General features: G+C 32.8%; 23 protein-coding genes. 12 read left to right on the top strand and 11 right to left on the bottom strand.

The features are described from left to right. The first annotated feature begins 7 nt into the window (after positions 1 to 7). From dltA to dltD, 4 genes are read left to right on the top strand one after another with little or no spacing between them, the layout of a single operon-like run. The gene (dltA, locus tag IDG45_RS12095; RefSeq protein WP_000129655.1) at positions 8 to 1,465 is read left to right on the top strand and encodes a D-alanine--poly(phosphoribitol) ligase subunit DltA; all 1,458 of its coding nucleotides are present in this window, start codon (positions 8 to 10) and stop codon (positions 1,463 to 1,465) included. Continuing rightward, positions 1,462 to 2,676, top strand: coding sequence for a PG:teichoic acid D-alanyltransferase DltB (dltB, locus tag IDG45_RS12090; RefSeq protein ID WP_000613541.1), 1,215 nt, complete (start codon positions 1,462 to 1,464; stop codon positions 2,674 to 2,676). Before dltA ends, dltB begins: the two co-directional genes overlap by 4 nt. Positions 2,677 to 2,693: 17 nt before the next feature. Next, complete coding sequence (gene dltC, locus IDG45_RS12085; RefSeq protein ID WP_000395692.1) at positions 2,694 to 2,930, top strand: D-alanine--poly(phosphoribitol) ligase subunit 2; 237 nt, start codon at positions 2,694 to 2,696, stop codon at positions 2,928 to 2,930. Beyond that, the gene (dltD, locus tag IDG45_RS12080) at positions 2,927 to 4,102 is read left to right on the top strand and encodes a D-alanyl-lipoteichoic acid biosynthesis protein DltD (RefSeq protein ID WP_000769416.1); all 1,176 of its coding nucleotides are present in this window, start codon (positions 2,927 to 2,929) and stop codon (positions 4,100 to 4,102) included. The genes dltC and dltD overlap by 4 nt, the downstream gene beginning before the upstream one ends. A 257-nt stretch (positions 4,103 to 4,359) precedes the next feature. Here the strand turns inward: dltD and IDG45_RS12075 are convergent, their stop codons facing one another. Next, positions 4,360 to 4,602: a NifU family protein gene (locus tag IDG45_RS12075; protein ID WP_001141883.1), complete on the bottom strand. Its 243-nt coding sequence runs from the start codon at positions 4,600 to 4,602 to the stop codon at positions 4,360 to 4,362. A gap of 100 nt (positions 4,603 to 4,702) precedes the next feature. On the opposite strand from IDG45_RS12075, the gene IDG45_RS12070 reads away from it, so the two are divergent. Beyond that, positions 4,703 to 5,026, top strand: a complete 324-nt coding sequence (locus tag IDG45_RS12070) for a YuzD family protein (RefSeq protein ID WP_000401414.1) — start codon at positions 4,703 to 4,705, stop codon at positions 5,024 to 5,026. Between the two features lie 59 nt (positions 5,027 to 5,085). On the opposite strand, the gene IDG45_RS12065 is transcribed toward IDG45_RS12070, so the two are convergent. Beyond that, entirely contained in the window at positions 5,086 to 6,150 is a 1,065-nt protein-coding gene (locus tag IDG45_RS12065) for an NAD(P)/FAD-dependent oxidoreductase (protein WP_000794020.1), read from the bottom strand. 316 nt (positions 6,151 to 6,466) lie between these two features. On the opposite strand from IDG45_RS12065, the gene IDG45_RS12060 reads away from it, so the two are divergent. The 6 genes from IDG45_RS12060 (at position 6,467) to IDG45_RS12035 (ending at position 12,462) form a co-directional block, all read left to right on the top strand. Next, positions 6,467 to 6,703, top strand: a complete 237-nt coding sequence (locus IDG45_RS12060; protein WP_001068337.1) for a YuzB family protein — start codon at positions 6,467 to 6,469, stop codon at positions 6,701 to 6,703. Between the two features lie 12 nt (positions 6,704 to 6,715). Then, positions 6,716 to 7,075, top strand: a complete 360-nt coding sequence (locus IDG45_RS12055) for a HesB/IscA family protein (protein ID WP_001143497.1) — start codon at positions 6,716 to 6,718, stop codon at positions 7,073 to 7,075. A 453-nt stretch (positions 7,076 to 7,528) separates the two neighbouring features. Next, positions 7,529 to 8,737 (top strand): NAD(P)/FAD-dependent oxidoreductase, encoded by a 1,209-nt coding sequence (locus tag IDG45_RS12050; RefSeq protein ID WP_000046076.1) that lies wholly within the window; start codon positions 7,529 to 7,531, stop codon positions 8,735 to 8,737. Between the two features lie 130 nt (positions 8,738 to 8,867). Continuing rightward, positions 8,868 to 10,343, top strand: coding sequence for a M17 family metallopeptidase (locus tag IDG45_RS12045; RefSeq protein ID WP_001009703.1), 1,476 nt, complete (start codon positions 8,868 to 8,870; stop codon positions 10,341 to 10,343). Between the two features lie 409 nt (positions 10,344 to 10,752). Next, a complete protein-coding gene (locus tag IDG45_RS12040; protein WP_000606330.1) occupies positions 10,753 to 12,069 on the top strand; it encodes a Na+/H+ antiporter family protein in 1,317 nt (438 codons plus the stop codon). Positions 12,070 to 12,087: 18 nt separating this feature from the next. Next, complete coding sequence (locus IDG45_RS12035; protein ID WP_000149294.1) at positions 12,088 to 12,462, top strand: PaaI family thioesterase; 375 nt, start codon at positions 12,088 to 12,090, stop codon at positions 12,460 to 12,462. 55 nt (positions 12,463 to 12,517) lie between these two features. On the opposite strand, the gene IDG45_RS12030 is transcribed toward IDG45_RS12035, so the two are convergent. The 9 genes from IDG45_RS12030 to kapB all read right to left on the bottom strand — a co-directional run bounded on the left by IDG45_RS12030 (position 12,518) and on the right by kapB (position 20,215). Continuing rightward, the gene (locus IDG45_RS12030) at positions 12,518 to 13,672 is read right to left on the bottom strand and encodes an FAD/NAD(P)-binding protein (RefSeq protein ID WP_000558763.1); all 1,155 of its coding nucleotides are present in this window, start codon (positions 13,670 to 13,672) and stop codon (positions 12,518 to 12,520) included. Positions 13,673 to 13,936: 264 nt separating this feature from the next. Continuing rightward, positions 13,937 to 14,293, bottom strand: a complete 357-nt coding sequence (mnhG1, locus tag IDG45_RS12025; RefSeq protein WP_000590451.1) for a Na+/H+ antiporter Mnh1 subunit G — start codon at positions 14,291 to 14,293, stop codon at positions 13,937 to 13,939. Continuing rightward, positions 14,271 to 14,564 carry a Na+/H+ antiporter Mnh1 subunit F gene (gene mnhF1, locus IDG45_RS12020; protein WP_001016306.1) on the bottom strand — a complete coding sequence of 98 codons (294 nt, stop codon included), beginning with the start codon at positions 14,562 to 14,564 and terminating at the stop codon, positions 14,271 to 14,273. The genes mnhG1 and mnhF1 overlap by 23 nt, the downstream gene beginning before the upstream one ends. Further along, positions 14,564 to 15,043, bottom strand: coding sequence for a Na+/H+ antiporter Mnh1 subunit E (gene mnhE1 / locus IDG45_RS12015; RefSeq protein ID WP_000290678.1), 480 nt, complete (start codon positions 15,041 to 15,043; stop codon positions 14,564 to 14,566). Before mnhE1 ends, mnhF1 begins: the two co-directional genes overlap by 1 nt. Position 15,044: 1 nt before the next feature. Further along, the gene (gene mnhD1, locus IDG45_RS12010; RefSeq protein ID WP_000573084.1) at positions 15,045 to 16,541 is read right to left on the bottom strand and encodes a Na+/H+ antiporter Mnh1 subunit D; all 1,497 of its coding nucleotides are present in this window, start codon (positions 16,539 to 16,541) and stop codon (positions 15,045 to 15,047) included. Next, positions 16,534 to 16,875: a Na+/H+ antiporter Mnh1 subunit C gene (gene mnhC1, locus IDG45_RS12005; protein WP_000402803.1), complete on the bottom strand. Its 342-nt coding sequence runs from the start codon at positions 16,873 to 16,875 to the stop codon at positions 16,534 to 16,536. Before mnhC1 ends, mnhD1 begins: the two co-directional genes overlap by 8 nt. Continuing rightward, positions 16,875 to 17,303 (bottom strand): Na+/H+ antiporter Mnh1 subunit B, encoded by a 429-nt coding sequence (gene mnhB1 / locus IDG45_RS12000; RefSeq protein WP_001081626.1) that lies wholly within the window; start codon positions 17,301 to 17,303, stop codon positions 16,875 to 16,877. The genes mnhC1 and mnhB1 overlap by 1 nt, the downstream gene beginning before the upstream one ends. Continuing rightward, positions 17,296 to 19,701, bottom strand: coding sequence for a Na+/H+ antiporter Mnh1 subunit A (gene mnhA1 / locus IDG45_RS11995; protein ID WP_000054602.1), 2,406 nt, complete (start codon positions 19,699 to 19,701; stop codon positions 17,296 to 17,298). Before mnhA1 ends, mnhB1 begins: the two co-directional genes overlap by 8 nt. A 130-nt stretch (positions 19,702 to 19,831) precedes the next feature. Then, on the bottom strand, positions 19,832 to 20,215 hold the full coding sequence (gene kapB, locus IDG45_RS11990; RefSeq protein WP_000781159.1) for a kinase-associated lipoprotein B: 384 nt from the start codon (positions 20,213 to 20,215) through the stop codon (positions 19,832 to 19,834). A 63-nt stretch (positions 20,216 to 20,278) separates the two neighbouring features. On the opposite strand from kapB, the gene IDG45_RS11985 reads away from it, so the two are divergent. Beyond that, positions 20,279 to 20,872, top strand: a complete 594-nt coding sequence (locus IDG45_RS11985) for a peptidylprolyl isomerase (protein ID WP_000035058.1) — start codon at positions 20,279 to 20,281, stop codon at positions 20,870 to 20,872. Positions 20,873 to 21,191 lie beyond the last annotated feature (319 nt).

Below are 21,191 nucleotides of genomic sequence, written 5' to 3'. Positions count from 1 at the left end.
ACTTAATATGACAGATATTATTAACAAGCTGCAAGCGTTTGCGGATGCAAATCCACAAAGCATTGCTGTTAGACACACAACTGATGAATTAACTTATCAACAGTTAATGGATGAGTCTAGTAAATTAGCACATCGATTACAAGGTAGTAAGAAACCGATGATTTTATTCGGTCACATGTCACCATATATGATTGTTGGGATGATTGGTGCCATTAAAGCAGGATGTGGATATGTACCTGTAGACACTTCAATTCCTGAAGACCGTATTAAAATGATTATTAACAAGGTTCAACCAGAGTTTGTATTTAATACGACTGATGAATCATTTGAAAGTTTAGAAGGCGAAGTATTTACAATAGAAGATATTAAAACATCTCAAGACCCAGTAATTTTTGATAGTCAGATTAAAGATAACGACACAGTATACACAATCTTTACATCTGGTTCTACTGGGGAACCTAAAGGTGTTCAAATTGAATATGCAAGTTTAGTTCAATTTACTGAGTGGATGTTAGAACTTAATAAATCAGGAAATGAACAACAATGGCTTAACCAAGCGCCATTTTCATTTGATTTATCTGTAATGGCTATTTATCCATGTTTAGCATCAGGCGGTACATTAAATCTTGTAGATAAAAACATGATTAATAAACCTAAATTATTAAATGAAATGCTAACAGCAACACCGATTAACATTTGGGTATCAACACCATCATTTATGGAAATGTGTTTATTATTACCAACGCTTAATGAAGAACAGTATGGTAGTCTTAACGAATTCTTCTTCTGTGGTGAAATTCTACCTCACAGAGCAGCAAAAGCGTTAGTAAGCCGTTTCCCAAGTGCGACGATTTACAACACATATGGTCCAACTGAAGCTACGGTAGCAGTTACAAGTATTCAAATTACACAAGAAATCTTAGATCAATATCCGACATTACCTGTTGGCGTCGAAAGACCAGGCGCAAGATTATCTACGACAGATGAAGGTGAACTTGTTATCGAAGGTCAAAGTGTAAGTTTAGGATACTTAAAAAATGACCAAAAAACAGCTGAAGTATTTAATTTCGATGACGGTATTCGTACTTATCACACTGGTGATAAAGCGAAGTTTGAAAATGGTCAATGGTTCATTAAAGGTCGTATTGATTTCCAAATCAAATTGAATGGCTACAGAATGGAATTAGAAGAAATTGAAACACAATTACGCCAGTCTGAGTTCGTAAAAGAAGCGATTGTTGTACCTGTATATAAAAATGATAAAGTTATTCATTTAATTGGTGCAATTGTGCCAACGACTGAAGTTACGGACAATGCAGAAATGACTAAAAATATTAAAAATGACTTGAAATCACGCTTACCAGAGTATATGATTCCTAGAAAGTTTGAATGGATGGAACAATTGCCATTAACTTCAAATGGTAAAATTGACAGAAAGAAAATTGCAGAGGTAATTAACGGATGATTCCATATGGTGATTTTACATTCTTCTTAATTGCTTTAATTGCATTATTACCAGTCATTATACTTGGATTTTTAGGTAAGCGAAGTTACATTTATAATGGCGTAGTTACAGCATTTATGATTGTGTTAATCTTTTCTTCTGATAAACATAATCTGTTTGACCAAAAGTATTTAAGTGTTCAATTAATTAGTTTTATTATTTACGTCGTATGGCAAGTTTTATTGATAATGTTTTATTATCATTCAAAACCAAAAAATAATTCATTTTCAAAATTTGTAACTGTAATGGTTTTATCAATATTGCCATTAGCACTTGTGAAAGTGTTACAAAGTACATGGTTAGGTGGGCATCAGATTCACTTCCATGAAAGTAAATTAATTGAATTTGTTGGTTTCTTAGGAATTTCTTATGTTACATTCAAAAGTGTGCAGTTAATTATGGAAATTCGTGATGGTTCTATCAAAGAAATTAAAGTATGGAAATTAATTCAATTTATTTCATTCTTCCCAACGATTTCATCTGGACCAATCGATCGTTACAAACGTTTCGTTAAAGACGATAAAAAAGTACCAACAGGCAATGAATATCGTGAATTAGTATTAAAAGCAATTCACATGATTATGCTTGGTTTCTTGTATAAATATATTGTTGCTTACTTTATTAACACATATGCAATCATGCCGTTACAATTAGACTTACATGGCTTTGTCAATTTGTGGTTATATATGTACGCATACAGCTTATATTTATTCTTTGACTTTGCAGGTTATAGTTTATTTGCGATAGCATTTAGTTATTTATTCGGTATTAAAACACCACCAAACTTCGATAAACCTTTCAAAGCGAAAAATATTAAAGATTTCTGGAATAGATGGCATATGACATTATCATTCTGGTTCAGAGATTGTATTTATATGAGATCTTTATTCTACATGTCTCGTAAAAAATTATTGAAGAGTCAATTTGCAATGTCTAACGTGGCATTCTTAATCAACTTCTTCATAATGGGAATTTGGCATGGTATCGAAGTGTATTACATTGTTTATGGTTTATACCATGCAGCATTGTTTATAGGTTATGGCTATTATGAACGTTGGCGTAAGAAACATCCGCCACGTTGGCAAAATGGTTTCACAACAGCACTTAGCATTGTGATTACATTCCACTTTGTAACATTTGGCTTTTTAATCTTCTCAGGTAAACTTATATAATAAAGGAGAATTTAATTATGGAATTTAGAGAACAAGTATTAAATTTATTAGCAGAAGTAGCAGAAAATGATATTGTAAAAGAAAATCCAGACGTAGAAATTTTTGAAGAAGGTATTATTGATTCTTTCCAAACAGTTGGATTATTATTAGAAATTCAAAATAAACTTGATATCGAAGTATCTATTATGGACTTTGATAGAGATGAGTGGGCAACACCAAATAAAATCGTTGAAGCATTAGAAGAGTTACGATGAAATTAAAACCTTTTTTACCCATTTTAATTAGTGGAGCGGTATTCATTGTCTTTCTATTATTACCTGCTAGTTGGTTTACAGGATTAGTAAATGAAAAGACTGTAGAAGATAATAGAACTTCATTGACAGATCAAGTACTAAAAGGCACACTCATTCAAGATAAGTTATACGAATCAAATAAGTATTATCCTATATACGGCTCTAGTGAATTAGGTAAAGATGACCCATTTAATCCTGCAATTGCATTAAACAAGCATAACGCCAACAAAAAAGCATTCTTATTAGGTGCTGGTGGTTCTACAGACTTAATTAACGCAGTTGAACTTGCATCACAGTATGATAAATTAAAAGGTAAGAAATTAACATTTATTATTTCACCACAATGGTTTACAAACCATGGTTTAACGAATCAAAACTTTGATGCTCGTATGTCTCAAACTCAAATTAATCAAATGTTCCAGCAGAAAAACATGTCTACTGAATTAAAACGTCGTTATGCACAACGTTTATTACAGTTTCCACATGTACACAATAAAGAATACTTGAAATCTTATGCTAAAAACCCTAAAGAAACTAAAGATAGTTATATTTCTGGTTTTAAAGAGAATCAATTGATTAAAATAGAAGCGATTAAATCATTGTTTGCAATGGATAAATCTCCATTAGAACATGTTAAACCTGCTACAAAACCAGACGCTTCTTGGGATGAGATGAAACAAAAAGCAGTTGAAATTGGTAAAGCTGATACTACATCGAATAAATTTGGTATTAGAGATCAATACTGGAAATTAATTCAAGAAAGTAAGCGTAAAGTTAGACGTGACTACGAATTCAATGTTAATTCTCCAGAATTCCAAGATTTAGAATTACTTGTAAAAACAATGCGTGCTGCTGGTGCAGATGTTCAATATGTAAGTATTCCATCAAACGGTGTATGGTATGACCACATTGGCATCGATAAAGAACGTCGTCAAGCAGTCTATAAAAAAATCCATTCTACTGTTGTAGATAATGGTGGTAAAATTTACGATATGACTGATAAAGATTATGAAAAATATGTTATCAGTGATGCCGTACACATCGGTTGGAAAGGTTGGGTTTATATGGATGAGCAAATTGCGAAACATATGAAAGGTGAACCACAACCTGAAGTAGATAAACCTAAAAATTAAAATACAAATAGCACATAACTCAACGATTTTGATTGAGCGTATGTGCTATTTTTATATTTTAAATTTCATAGAATAGTAATATGCGCTTGGATATGTGGCTATAATAAAATAATGAATCAGATAAATAGTATAAAATAACTTTCCCATCAGTCCAATTTGACAGCGAAAAAAGACAGGTAATAACTGATTATAAATAATTCAGTATTCCTGTCTTTGTTGTTATTCATAATATGTGCTGTTAACTTAATATCTTTATATTAGAATACTTGTTCTACTTCTATTACACCAGGCACTTCTTCGTGTAATGCACGCTCAATACCAGCTTTAAGAGTGATTGTAGAACTTGGGCATGTACCACATGCACCATGTAATTGTAATTTAACAATACCGTCTTCTACGTCAATCAATGAGCAGTCGCCACCATCACGTAATAAAAATGGGCGAAGACGTTCAATAACTTCTGCTACTTGATCAAACATCGTTGTATCTTCAGTAGGCATCAGGCAAGTCTCCTTTCGAGAGATGAATTTGATAATCTTTATTAGTATATTATAATAGATAGTGTAATAAAAATCTATCAAACCAATGGGGGATAAATATATGGAGCACGTGAGTGTGGTAGTATATGGGGCAGATGTTATATGTGCAAGTTGCGTTAATGCGCCAACATCGAAAGATATTTATGACTGGCTACAGCCGCTATTAAAAAGAAAATACCCAAATATATCATTTAAATATACGTATATAGATATTACAAAAGATAATGACAACTTAACAGATCATGATTTACAATTTATTGAAAGAATAGAACAAGATGAGCTATTTTACCCATTAATTACAATGAACGATGAATATGTAGCAGATGGTTATATACAAACAAAGCAAATCACTCGATTTATAGACCAAAAGCTTGTGAATGAATAATATACACATAATAAAAAGCAATGTCAGTAATAGTGCGAACTGACATTGCTTTTTAATTTTTAACCATTATGATATTTATATAACCAAAGTACGCCGGATTTTAAAATAGAAGCGAGTCGTCCTGTTACAGTGCGATCCATGATATATGCAAAACCTTGTTTATCTCCTAATGACCCAACGATACCTTGTACCTTTAGTTCGGGCATTTTGTCAGGTAATGGTTCATTTAGCCATTGCTTTTTAAGCACATCGGCAATTTGATCACCTTGAACTTCGGCTAACTGAGCACTTGGCGCATGTGGTAAATCAGCACAATCACCAACTACATAGACGTTACGATATGTTGGTACTTGATGATACTGGTTAACTATCACGCGTCCATTACTATTTATGTCAATCGGCAAGTTACGAACAACTTCAACAGGTTGAATTCCTGCTGTCCATACAACTAAATCAATATCTTTAGGTTCATCACAGTTATATATTTTACCAGGTTCAACTTTATTAATATTTGAATTTGGAACAACGGTAACATTATTTTTGGCGAACCATTTCGCAACATACTTACTTAATTTTTCTGGAAAATTTCTTAAAATTCGCGGCCCACGGTCATAAAGATATATTTCTAAGTCTGATCTACTTTCTCTTAATTCGCTGGCAAGTTCTATGCCGCTTAATCCAGCACCAACGATACCAACTTTAGCACCTTCTGGTAGTTCACTAATACTATGGAAAGTATCCCGAGCCTTTGAGAGTGTTTGAATACTATGTGTATATTCTTCGGCTCCTGGAACGTTATGATATTTATCTTCACATCCTAAACCAATGATTAGCTCATCATAATCAATTTTAGAATTACCGACTGAGACAATTTGAGCATCTAAATCTATGTCGTTAATTTCACCATAAACTGTATTCACTTGTGGATGATTAGGGAATTTCATGCGAACATCTTTATCTGATTTCGTGCCCGCAGCTAAAGCATAAAATTCTGGTTTCAATCCATGAAATGGCATACGATCAACTAATGTGACTGTATAATCTTGTGGTAAAGATGTAGTTAAAATGCGTGACATGATACGCATATTACCATATCCGCCGCCTAACAAAACTAAGTTTTTCATAATTAAGTACCCCTTTTATATGTTAATATTTACTTTAATTTTGAAAAGATCAAAGTGCATAGATATATTTGTTAATGAACAGTTATAAAATGCAAGTGTCTTTGATTCATCAATAACCCCTAAAAAAGTAAATATGTATTTATATGCTTATTATATATTTTTTTGAAAATGACTACAAATAAATATTTGTACTAACTAAGGCACTATTACATAACTGGGATAAGAAACATCAGTTGTTGCTAATTGAGCACATCATGTTAAAATACCAGTTTTAAAATGCTATAATATTGTAACAAATGAAATAAGAAGGTGAAGTATGAATCCGATCGTAGAATTTTGTCTCTCTAACATGGCAAAAGGTGGAGATTATGTTTTTAATCAACTGGAAAATGACCCAGATGTCGATGTGTTAGAGTATGGTTGCCTGACACATTGTGGTATATGTTCAGCCGGGTTGTATGCTTTAGTAAATGGTGATATTGTTGAAGGTGATTCGCCGGAAGAATTATTACAAAATATATATGCACATATAAAAGAAACTTGGATTTTTTAAGGAGGAGTTATCATGCCAACGGTTATATTAACAGAAGCAGCTGCCTACGAAGTAAAAGATATGCTTAAGGCAAATGAAATGCCAGATGGCTATTTAAAAATTAAAGTGAATGGTGGCGGGTGCACTGGTTTAACATACGGTATGGGTGCAGAAGAAGCGCCTGGTGAAAATGATGAAGTCTTAGAATACTTTGGATTAAAAGTTTTAGTAGACAAAAAAGATGCACCCGTATTAAATGGTACGACTATTGATTTTAAGCAATCATTAATGGGTGGCGGTTTCCAAATCGACAATCCTAATGCAATTGCATCATGTGGCTGTGGTAGTTCATTTAGAACTGCAAAAGTTGCAGGTAATCCTGAAAACTGTTAATAAAATAACTTTTTAATGATTAACCCAATTTTGGGGATACAAATTGATATCAATTACATTTAGGGACATATTTGATTATGTCCTATTTTTGCGTAAAGATATTTTGTTTTATTAAAAAGCTTATTAAAAATTAAGAATCTGATTATTAATAGTATTTTAAATGATCGTGATAACGGATACATTTTCAATCGAAATCAGGCTACGAAAAAATTAATTAATTTTTTCACAATCTGACTGAATCTTGCTTGAAAATATAACATAAAAGCTATAGAATTAGTATTGGATTAAAAATGTCTTTTTTGTGAACATCACAGGTTTTTACATAATTTAAAAGACTTAAATAACAAAATGATGATAAACTAGTATACATTGTGGTAAAAGTAGTAATGACCAGTTGTTACTAGTAATTATCAGCATTTGGTTAAAAAAATATGAAAGCTTAGGTGAAATTAAATGGCTCAAGATCGTAAAAAAGTACTTGTACTTGGTGCTGGTTATGCAGGTTTACAAACTGTAACTAAATTGCAAAAAGCGATATCAACAGAAGAAGCAGAAATTACGCTTATTAATAAAAATGAATATCACTATGAAGCAACATGGTTACATGAAGCATCAGCAGGTACACTAAACTATGAAGATGTATTATATCCTGTGGAAAGTGTCTTGAAGAAAGACAAAGTGAACTTTGTTCAAGCAGAAGTAACAAAAATTGACCGTGATGCTAAAAAGGTAGAAACAAATCAAGGTATTTATGACTTTGATATTTTAGTAGTAGCATTAGGTTTCGTTAGTGAAACATTCGGCATCGAAGGTATGAAAGATCATGCTTTCCAAATTGAAAATGTTATCACAGCACGTGAATTATCACGTCATATCGAAGACAAATTTGCTAACTATGCAGCATCAAAAGAAAAAGATGATAACGATTTATCTATCTTAGTTGGTGGTGCTGGATTCACTGGTGTTGAATTCTTAGGTGAATTAACAGACAGAATTCCTGAATTATGTAGCAAATATGGTGTGGATCAAAATAAAGTTAAAATCACTTGTGTTGAAGCAGCACCTAAAATGTTACCAATGTTCTCAGAAGAATTAGTTAACCACGCAGTTAGCTACTTAGAAGACCGCGGTGTTGAATTTAAAATTGCTACACCAATCGTTGCTTGTAACGAAAAAGGTTTCGTAGTTGAAGTAGATGGTGAAAAACAACAATTAAATGCAGGTACTTCAGTATGGGCAGCTGGTGTACGTGGTAGTAAATTAATGGAAGAATCATTTGAAGGCGTTAAACGTGGACGTATCGTTACAAAGCAAGATTTAACAATCAATGGTTACGACAACATTTTTGTTATTGGTGACTGTTCAGCGTTTATCCCAGCTGGAGAAGAACGTCCATTACCAACTACAGCACAAATTGCAATGCAACAAGGTGAAAGTGTTGCTAAAAACATTAAACGCATCTTAAACGGTGAATCAACTGAAGAATTCGAATACGTTGATCGTGGAACTGTTTGTTCTTTAGGTTCACATGACGGTGTAGGTATGGTATTTGGTAAACCTATCGCTGGTAAAAAAGCAGCATTCATGAAAAAAGTGATTGATACACGTGCGGTATTCAAAATCGGTGGTATCGGTTTAGCATTCAAAAAAGGTAAATTCTAGGCTTTAAATTAAGTTACAGCTAAACACATAAAATTAAATTATTCATTTATAAAGTCCTTCAGTGTCACTGAAGGGCTTTATTGTTGTACAATTTGAAGTGAGTAACATATCAAATCTAAGGAGGTACATTATGAATTTTAAATTAAATAACACACTAAGCAACGAAATAAATACATTGATTATTGGTATACCAGAACATTTAAATCAGTTAGAGCGCATTAGTTTTAATCATATCGATATTACAGAATCACTTGAAAGACTAAAACATCAACATATTATTGGTAGTAAAGTTGGGAAGATTTATACAACTGCATTTGATGTACAAGATCAAACATATCGTTTAATTACAGTTGGTTTAGGAAACTTAAAAACACGTAGTTATCAAGATATGTTGAAGATATGGGGACATCTTTTCCAATACATAAAGTCAGAACACATTGAAGATACGTATTTACTTATGGATTCATTTATTTCAAAATATGATCAGTTATCAGATGTATTAATGGCATGCGGCATTCAAAGTGAGCGTGCAACATATGAATTCGATCATTATAAATCAAGTAAGAAGGCACCGTTTAAGACGAATTTAAACCTTATTAGTGAATCATTAATTGAATTAGATTTCATTCATGAGGGTATCAGTATTGGCCAATCCATTAATTTGGCAAGAGACTTTAGTAATATGCCACCGAATGTATTAACACCACAAACATTTGCAGAAGATATTGTTAATCATTTTAAAAATACAAAGGTCAAAGTAGAGGTTAAAGATTATGACACTTTAGTTTCTGAAGGATTCGGACTTTTACAAGCGGTAGGTAAAGGTAGTAAGCATAAACCGAGATTAGTAACCATCACATATAATGGCAAAGATAAAGATGAAGCACCAATTGCCTTAGTTGGTAAAGGTATAACGTATGATTCTGGTGGTTATAGTATTAAAACGAAGAATGGCATGGCTACAATGAAATATGACATGTGTGGCGCTGCGAATGTCGTTGGCATCATTGAAGCGGCTAGTCGTTTACAACTGCCTGTAAATATTGTCGGAGTGCTTGCTTGTGCTGAAAATATGATAAATGAAGCGTCAATGAAGCCAGATGATGTATTTACAGCATTAAGTGGTGAAACTGTAGAAGTAATGAATACAGACGCTGAAGGCAGATTAGTCCTTGCAGATGCTGTGTATTATGCAAATCAATATCAGCCTAGTGTGATTATGGACTTTGCTACATTAACGGGTGCAGCAATTGTTGCACTAGGCGATGATAAAGCTGCTGCATTTGAATCGAATAGTAAAGTGATATTAAGCGATATATTACAAATAAGTTCTAAAGTCGATGAAATGGTATTTGAATTACCGATTACTGCCACCGAACGTGCAAGTATTAAACACAGTGATATCGCTGATTTAGTTAACCATACGAATGGACAAGGTAAAGCGCTATTTGCGGCAAGTTTTGTAACACATTTTAGTGGTCAAACACCTCACATTCATTTCGATATTGCAGGTCCAGCAACGACTAATAAAGCTTCATATAATGGTCCAAAAGGGCCAACAGGATTTATGATTCCGACGATAGTCCAATGGTTAAAACAACAATAATTTAATTATTTGCCTGATACAACTTGTGTCTTGTTATACATTTCTAATTTAACTCTTGAAAGTATAAAGGATCGCATTGTATCAGGTATTTTCATTATTGTAAGAAAATATAAATAGCATATCCTTGTGAGCATAAATCAACTTGACTAGCATTGCAAAAAAATATTATAAGCATATGTTCATTCAGTCAACGACTACTAATATAACATTATAGAACTTAGGATTTTGATTGGTGTTCCAGGCTTGTAAATTGTTTAATTTAATGAAAGCGAAAATTATTTTAAGAAAGACAATTAACTAAAAAATAAAGATTATTAGTATAGTTTGCTATTGACAGGTGTTAAAGCTACTGATACTATGTAGTCTATAAACGCTTTAGTTCGATAGAGTGATAAAGGATGGTTGTCATATGATAAATGCAGTAGTAATAGCAGTAATATTAATGATTGTGCTATGTTTATGTCGATTAAACGTAGTTATAAGCTTATTTATCAGTGCGCTAGTTGGTGGCTTAATTTCAGGCATGAGCATTGAAAAAGTTATAAATGTATTTGGGAAAAATATAGTCGATGGTGCTGAGGTAGCATTAAGCTATGCCTTATTAGGTGGATTTGCAGCATTAATTTCATACAGTGGTATCACAGACTATTTAGTAGGAAAAATTATAAATGCAATTTACGCTGAAAATAGTCGATGGTCAAGAGTTAAAGTAAAAGTGACAATAATTATTGCATTATTAGCTATGAGTATCATGAGTCAAAACTTAATTCCTGTACATATTGCATTCATTCCAATTGTCATCCCACCATTGTTAAGTCTGTTTAATGATTTAAAAATAGATAGACGTTTAATCGGTTTGATTATCGGTTTTGGTTTATGTTTCCCGTATGTATTATTACCTTATGGATTCGGTCAAATTTTCCAACAAATTATTCAAAGTGGCTTTGCAAAGGCGAATCACCCAATTGAGTTTAATATGATTTGGAAAGCAATGCTTATTCCTTCAATGGGGTATATTGTTGGCTTACTTATCGGCTTATATGTATATCGTAAACCACGTGAATATGAAACACGTAAAATTTCAGATAGTGACAATGTTACAGAGTTAAAACCATATATCTTAATAGTAACAATTGTAGCAATACTAGCTACATTTTTAGTACAAACATTTACAGATTCAATGATTTTTGGTGCACTGGCCGGAGTACTCGTATTCTTTATTTCACGTGCATATAATTGGTATGAATTAGATGCTAAGTTTGTTGAAGGTATTAAAATTATGGCTTATATTGGTGTAGTTATTTTAACAGCAAATGGATTTGCTGGTGTAATGAATGCTACTGGTGATATAGATGAATTAGTTAAAACTTTAACAAGTATTACTGGTGATAATAAATTATTTAGCATTATCATGATGTATGTGATAGGTTTAATTGTCACTTTAGGTATTGGATCATCATTTGCAACAATTCCTATTATCGCATCATTATTCATTCCTTTTGGAGCGTCAATAGGACTAGATACAATGGCATTAATCGCATTGATTGGAACAGCGAGTGCATTAGGTGACTCAGGTTCACCTGCAAGTGATTCAACATTAGGACCAACTGCGGGATTAAATGTTGATGGCCAACATGATCATATACGCGATACATGTGTACCAAACTTCTTGTTTTATAATATTCCTTTAATGATTTTCGGTACTATTGCTGCTATGGTACTATAAGCATAAAGAGGTGAAAATATGACTCATTTATTAGAGACATTTGAGATGTCAATAGATCACCAGGAAGATGGTTTAGTTGTTATTTCTATGCCTGTTACTGATAAAGTAAAACAACCATTTGGATATTTACATGGTGGTGCTTCGATTGCTTTAGGTGAAACAGCATGTTCATTAGGATCTGCTAATCTAATTGATACAACCAAATTTATTCCATTAGGTTTAGAGATGAATGCCAATCATATTCATTCTGCTAAAGATGGTCGTGTTACTGCGACAGCTGAAATTATTCATCAAGGTAAGTCGACACATGTATGGGATATAAAAATTAAGAATGACAAAGAACAATTAATTACAGTTATGCGTGGTACAGTTGCTATTAAACCTTTAAAATAAAAGAACTGCTAGCTGAAATGTTATGAGATATTCATAACTACGGCTAGCAGTTTTTTTATGCGCTATATTGTTGTAATTTTAGAAATGCTTGTTCAATGCGTTCGGCAGCTTTACGGCCACCCATAACATTTCTACCAAATGGTCCTAATTCTAAGTCTGCAAAGCATCCTGCGACAAATAGATTTGGTATCCATTCTAATTTTTCGGAAATAACAGGGTAATTACATTCGTTGATAGGTGCATCATAATTTTGTATTAATTGCTTAATAAGTGGTTGTGACATAAAATCTTGTTCAAAACCAGTTGCAACCATAATCTGTTGATATGGAACAGAATCATTTTCAGTGTTAATTAAACCATCACTAATTTGAGTGATAGGTGTTTTATGCACATTTATACGACCATTTTTAATATGTTTTTTAAGGCGTAAGTACAGTTCGTGAGGCATTGATCCTTTATGACGTTCACGTTGTACAATGGCATTTCTTTCAGGCATGCTTTTAGTACTTAAAAATGAAGACATATTTTTCGGACCTAACCAACCAGGATCAGCATCAAAGTCATGTATCTCAATATCTTTATTTAGCCATAAATGAATCTTTTTATCGTCATCATGATTTAACAATTTAAGTGCAAGATGTGCAGCAGTAATGCCACTACCAACGATATGATCGGTCTTATCATATACTACTTGATCATGTTCTTTCTCGAAGATATGATTTACATTCTGTTTGTCTTTTAAAATGTCAGGCATAAACGGAATATTTGTACTACCTATTGCAATAACGACGCAATCTGTAGTGATAATTTGTCCATCTTCTAACTTGATATGCCATTTGTCTTCTTGTTTATCTAAAGTTTGAACTAAACCTTGAACTAAGCAATCCTCTAATTGATATTGTTTAGAAGCATGTGCAATATGATCCATAAACATTGTCAATTCAGGTCGCTGATAAGGACCATAAAAAGCATTTGTATATTGGTGCTGTTTAGCGAATTGTTTTAGATGGAACGGTTGTGGATGTACGTGATGTACAATCGGTGATCTCAAATAAGGCATTTCTATTCGATTTGTATATGAGTTAAACCTTTGGCAAAAAGTTTCGTGTGGGTCAATGATTGTTAATCGGTCTGTTGTTAATCCGCTTGATAATAGTTTTTGTGCGATTGCAGTTCCCTGTATGCCACCGCCGATAATTGTCCAATGCATAATAAAACCTCTCTCTTTTTTTAAAGCGTAATCGTTACGATTTATAATTATTATTATCATAATACATAACGACATGAAAGGCAATTAAATTAAAGAGATATTCGTAGATAGGGCGAAGCTGTAGTCAAAGAAGTATGTACTAAACTAAATTCATTGAAAAAGAGGTAACAATGTCAAAAGAAAACAGCAGTAAAATCATTCCTAATTTGGAATCATCTTACTGCTGTTTGTTGTTGATTTATATTCATGACTTTGTTATATAATCTATAATTTTGTGTCTTTTAAGTCTTCCGAAATTTCATCGACTTTAGTCTTTTTAGTATAAGGCGTTTTAATATTATATGCTGCTTTCATAATCATATGACTTGAAAGAGGACCTGTAATTAATACAAAGATAATCGCAACGATTAATTGCATATTTACAAAACCTTGAGTAGCAATAAAATATAAAAACGTACCAAATAGTAATGACATTGCACCTAATGTTGATGCTTTTCCGGCAGCATGTGCACGTGAATATACATCTTCAAGTCTCAATAATCCTATGGCTGCTAGGGCGCTAATTAAAGCACCGATGATAACAAAGATAAGTGCAAGACTAATCAGTATGATTTTGATCATGTTCAATCACCTTACCTTTGTCCATAAATTTAGAGAATACTGCAGTACCTAAAAAGGCTAATATACCAATCATCATAATAACGACAATCATGTATTTAATATTTAATAAAATACTGAATAATGCTATAACTGCCATTAATTGAAGACCAATCGCATCTAATGCGACAACACGATCGGCAAGTGATGGGCCTAGTACAACGCGAATGAGCATAGCTAACATAGAAATGACAACTATGATTAATGCAATAACGATAATAACATTATGATTCATTATATTTCGCCCACCTCTCTTACAATTTTCTCTAATGATGTTTTAATACTTTCTACTTCTTGCTCTTTAGTTGAAAAATCTATGGCATGAATATAAATTTTTGTACGATCATCACTTACACCAAGCACTACAGTACCAGGTGTTAATGTAATTAAATTAGACAACAAGACAATTTGCCAATCTTTTTTTAAATCTGTGTGGTAAACAAAGAATCCCGGTTCATTTTTAATCGAAGGTTTAATAATAATTTTCAAAACATCAAAATTAGCTTTAATCAGTTCGATTAAGAAAATAATAACTAATTTAACAATACGATATAGCGTGATGACATAAAACCTACCTGGTAACACTCTGTGTAAGAGGTAAACAAGAACTAGGCCAAAGATGAAACCTAACACAAAGTTATTTGTTGTGTAACTATTTGTCACAAACAACCAAAACACTGCGATAATAAAGTTTAATACTAATTGTACAGCCATGTTATTTACCTCCTAATACAGCTTTAACGTAGGTTGATGGATTGTAGAATGTCTCTGCACCAGCTTTTACCATTGGATATAAGTAATCTGCTGACAATCCATATAAAACAGTTATCACAACTGCAACGATTGCAATCGTAGTTAAATATTTGACGTCGACTTTGTTATTAAGATCATATCCTTTTGGTTGACCGAAAAAGCCTTGTAGGAATATGCGAATGACAGAATATAATACGACTAAACTTGATAATAAGACGATGACACCACTTAAATAAAATCCTCTTTCAAATGTTGATTGGACAATGAAAAATTTTCCATAAAAGCCACTGAGTGGGGGAATGCCAGCTAAACTTAATGCTGCGATAAAGAATGACCAACCAAGTACAGGATATCGTTTAATTAAGCCACCAAATTGTCTTAAATCAGCAGTGCCTGTAATTTTAATTATAATTCCGATAAGCAAGAATAATGCAAGTTTTACTAACATGTCGTGCAATGTATAGTAAATAGCACCAATCATACCTGACTCTGTCATCATTGCAACGCCGACTAAGATCACACCTACAGCAATCATGACATTGTATAGGATGATTTTTTTAATGTTTGCATATGCAACAGCACCGACACAACCAAAGATGATCGTTAATAGTGCTAAGAATAAAATGACATAATGTGAAAAGCTTACATTATCACTAAAGAATAAGCTCAATGTTCTAGCGATTGCATAAACACCAACTTTTGTTAACAAAGCACCAAAGAATGCAATGATTGGAATTGGTGGTGCATAGTATGCACTAGGTAACCAAACAAACATTGGGAATACGCCAGCTTTTGTAGCAAAAACAAAGATAAATAGTATGAAAACGATATTGACTAAGCCACTGTCATGCGCTGAAAGGTTAGCTAATTTATTGCTTATATCTGCTAGATTCAATGTTCCTACTACTGAATATAAAATCGCTACACCCATTACGAAGAAGGATGATGATACAACGTTAACAAGAACATATTTTATTGTTTCTTGTAATTGGATTTTTGTAGAACCTATAACTAATAAGAAATATGATGACATTAGAAATACTTCGAAAAATACGAATAGGTTGAAAATGTCACCAGTTGTAAAGGCACCAATGATACCTATTAACATAAATAGTACTGAAAAATAATAATAATATCTTTCACGTTCAATACCAATTGTTTGGTATGAATATAAAATCACAATAGCTGTAATAATAATACTAGTAATAATTAGTAGGGCACTGAATATGTCTAAAACAAAGACAATACTGTAAGGCGCTTTCCATGAACCTAGTTCAACTCGTAATGGTCCATGTTTTACAACATTTGCTAAATTGATAATTGCCGCGACCAAGGTTAATAATGTACCGCCTAGTGCGACATAACGCTTTATAATAGGACGTTTTCCAATAAAGACAAGTAATATGGCTGTAATTACTGGAATGACGAGCGTTAACACAAGCATATTACTTTCAATCATCTTCTGGAACTCCTTTCATACTCTCAACGTTATCTGTGCCTAATTCTTTATATGTTCTAAATGCTAATACTAAGAAAAAGGCTGTTGTCGCAAAGGCGATAACGATTGCTGTTAAAATAAGTGCTTGCGGGATAGGATCAACATAGCTTTTTACGTTCGCTTCATAAATTGGAACAGTACCATGTTTAAGTCCACCCATAGTTATTAAAAATAAATTTGCTGCATGTGTTAGTAGTGTAGTTCCCATAACAATTCGTATCAGACTTTTAGACAAAACGAGATAGACACTAATTGCTGTGAGAATACCACTAACAAAGATCATAATAATTTCCACTATTCGTTCTCTCCAATCGAAATAATAATTGTCATGACAGTACCAACTACTGCACATAAAACACCGAAATCAAAGAATACTGCCGTTGTCATATGAACAGGTTCTAATATAAATAACGGTATATCAAATGTGACATGCGTAAAGAAATTTTTACCTAAAAACCAACTTGCGATAGGCGTCGCAATACAAAAAACTAATCCGATACCTATCAAGATTTTAAAATCTAATGGGAAAATTTTACGCATTGTTTCTATATCAAATGCAATCGTAATGATAACAAGTGAACTTGCGAATAATAATCCGCCGACGAAACCGCCACCAGGTGTATAATGTCCTGCTAAGAAAAGTGAAAAACCAAAGACCATTACCATGAAAAAGATAATAACTGCAGCAAATTGCAAAATTAGATCATTTTGTTGTCTATTCATGATTTTTCACCTCGTTACCTTGCGTTTGACGCTTTTTACGTAATTTAATCATTGTATATACAGCTAATCCTGCGATACCAAGCACAGATGACTCGAATAAAGTATCCATACCACGGAAATCAACAAGTATGACGTTTACCATGTTTTTACCGTGAGCTAAATCATAAACGTGCTCTTGATAAAACTTAGATATCGATTCAAAATGTCTATTTCCGTATGCAATTAAACCGATAATAATGACGGACAAACCAACACCACCAGCAATTAAAGCATTAGTAAGCTGGAATGAGCGCTTTTCATTATAACGATTTAAATTTGGTAAGTGGTAGAAGCATAATAAGAACAATGCTGTTGAAATAGATTCAACGACAAACTGTGTCAATGCTAAGTCGGGTGCTTTAAAGAATATAAACAATACAGACACAGCATATCCAACTGCACTTAACATAATGATGCTAAATAATCTTGATTTAGCGAAAAGAATTAAAAAGGCAGCACTTAATAATAAAATTACGATACAAACTTCGAAAATTCTAATCGGACTAACGTCTTTAAAATTAATGTTGAAAGGTACTGAGAATACAGTGACAAATGTTAATAAAATTAATGCACCAAAAATGATAACTAAATTATTACGTGAATAATCGGTAACATAGCTATTCGTCATCTTTTCAGAGTAGTTTGGAATAACATTTGCACTTCTGTTGTACCAATAATTGAATGTTAGTTTACCAGGTTGTCGTTGCAACAATTTCACCCAATAACTAAATGTCACAATTAGTAAAATACCTAAAATATAAATCACTAATGTTGATAAAAAGGCAGGCGTTAATCCATGGAACATATGGAATTCAACATCATCAATTACCGTATGATTAATCGAAGATGTAGCTGGTTCAATAATCGAATTAGTTAAAATGCCAGGGAATAAACCAAATACAATTACTAATGTAGCTAAAATAGCTGGTGATAAAAGCATTAATATTGATACTTCGTGTGCTTTTTTAGGTAATTGTTCAGGTTTATATTGTCCGAAAAATATATGCATTATAAATTTAATTGAATATACAAATGTGAAGACACTGCCCACTATACCAATGATTGGGAATAGGTAGCCTAATGTATCAACACTGAATAAATTTGCTTGGCTTGCTGTAAATGTTGTTTCTAAAAATGATTCTTTTGATAAGAAACCATTGAACGGTGGTACACCAGCCATACTTAATGCTGTAATAACAGTGATTGTAAATGAAATAGGCATAATTGTTAGTAAGCCACCTAATTTCTTAACATCACGTGTACCAGTAGAATGATCCACTGCACCTGTAATCATAAATAGGGCACCTTTAAATGTTGCATGGTTGATTAAATGGAATATTGCAGCCGTAAATGCAGCAGCATATATTTTGCTATCATCGCCTTGATAGTGATAACTAATGGCACCGATTCCAAGCATCGCCATAATCATACCTAATTGGGATACTGTTGAAAATGCCAGTATACCTTTCAAGTCTTGTTGTTTTGTTGCGTTTAGCGAAGCCCAGAATAACGTAATTAAACCAACGAGTGTGACAGTCCATATCCAACCTTGCGATGCTGCGAAGATTGGTGTCATTCGAGCGATTAAATATAACCCTGCTTTAACCATTGTTGCTGAATGAAGATAAGCACTGACTGGTGTAGGTGCTTCCATTGCATCTGGTAGCCAAATATAAAATGGAAACTGAGCAGATTTTGTAAAAGCACCAATCATGATTAAAATCATCGCAAAAATGAAGAATGGGCTATTTTGAATTTCAGAAGCATGTTGAATCATGTACTGAATGCTAAATGATTGCGTTGGTATAGCGAGTAAGATGATACCACCTAATAATGATAGACCACCAAATACTGTGATTATGAGCGATTTTTGAGCACCATATATAGATGCTTGTCGTTCGCGCCAGAATGAAATAAGTAAAAAACTAGAAAATGACGTTAGCTCCCAGAATAAATATAGAATAATAACATTATCTGAAAGTACGACACCTAACATTGCACCCATAAATAGTAATAAATAACAATAAAAATTCCCTAGTTGTTCTGACTTACTTAAGTAGCCGATTGAATATAATACTACTAAACTGCCGATTCCTGAAATAAGCAAACTAAAGAGTAAACCTAAGCCATCAAGATATAAATCAAAGTTCATACCAAAATGAGGCATCCAATTTAAGGTTTTCATTACAGTATTACCTGACATCGTCGTTTTAATTAATGTAAGCATATAAATAAATATGACGATAGGGACAGGTAATACGAACCATCCTAAATGTATACGTTTAAAAAATCTATACAGGATAGGAATAATGAGTGCGAATATTAACGGTAATATCACCGCAATATGTAACAAACTCACTATGTTGTCCTCCTTTAAAAAATATTTATGTTATTCATTATACATGAATGATATAGTTCTGAAAAACGTACACACTCCTTGTTGTGCTTTATTTTCAGAAGTATTTAAATAAGAAGAAACACGTCATTTTTTATTTAAAATTTTCTTTGTATTGAAGTGAATAATCTTCTTTTAAGCGTGCTAAACTAGCTAAAGACATTTCAGCATGTTTTGTTTGCTGAGCTTTAAGTTTAGTTTCTAAATCTGTAATTGCTTGTTGAAGTGAATCTTCATAGCGTAATTCATCAACATTGAAGTCGCGTAATTGTGAACGTTTCGTATAGCGTTTTTCAAAATGACTTAATGCTTTGCGTTCATGGAAAAATACACCTTCAGTTTCAGTAGGGTTATGTAAATCACCTTGTTTCGGGTGTTTGATAACTTGTTCAACTTTAACAAGTACATCGTCTCCATTTTCTTCAACAATCGTGACACCATAGCTACCTGTTTTGTGTGAAAATCGATATAGCTTCATGCTATTTTCCTCCCTTAAAAGTATGTTAATATATATGTATCATAACATGAATGGAGAATATAAATGGCTAACTATCCACAGTTAAACAAAGAAGTACAACAAGGTGAAATTAAAGTGGTTATGCACACAAATAAAGGTGACATGACATTCAAATTATTTCCAAATATTGCACCAAAAACAGTTGAAAATTTTGTGACACATGCAAAAAATGGTTATTATGATGGAATAACATTCCACCGTGTCATTAATGACTTCATGATTCAAGGTGGCGATCCAACAGCTACTGGTATGGGTGGCGAAAGTATTTATGGCGGTGCTTTTGAAGATGAATTTTCATTAAATGCATTTAACTTATATGGCGCATTATCAATGGCTAACTCAGGACCTAATACTAATGGTTCACAATTTTTCATTGTTCAAATGAAAGAAGTACCTCAAAATATGTTAAGTCAACTTGCAGATGGTGGTTGGCCACAACCAATCGTTGATGCATATGGCGAGAAGGGTGGTACACCATGGTTAGATCAAAAACATACAGTATTCGGTCAAATCATTGATGGTGAAACTACATTAGAAGATATTGCAAATACAAAAGTGGGACCACAAGATAAACCACTTCATGATGTTGTAATTGAATCTATTGATGTTGAAGAATAATATCTAAACATAATTAACTATCAACATTTTAAACTCGGATAAAGCTAATTTATGAATGGATTAGTATATATTCCAACGAAAACAAATAAACTAACATGATGAGCAATCTCAATATATTTATCAAGAAAGCACAGTTTTTAAATAGATGTGTATTCTAAAGATAATAGTTGAGGTTGCTTTTTATGTTTTTACGGTTCTCCACCAAATGTGGTGGGTATATAATTTAAAGAACTATTTTAAATTACAACTTTTAGAGTTTTTATTATTAGGCGGCCAGTCCATTATTGGGCTTGGTTGTCTTCTTTTTTTCTCCTTTGTA

The sequence above is a fragment of the Staphylococcus sp. EG-SA-10 genome (assembly GCF_017151945.1).
GTDB lineage: Bacteria > Bacillota > Bacilli > Staphylococcales > Staphylococcaceae > Staphylococcus > Staphylococcus aureus.
Note: the sequence above shows the minus strand (reverse complement) of the source record. Positions and strands in the feature narration are given on the sequence as shown.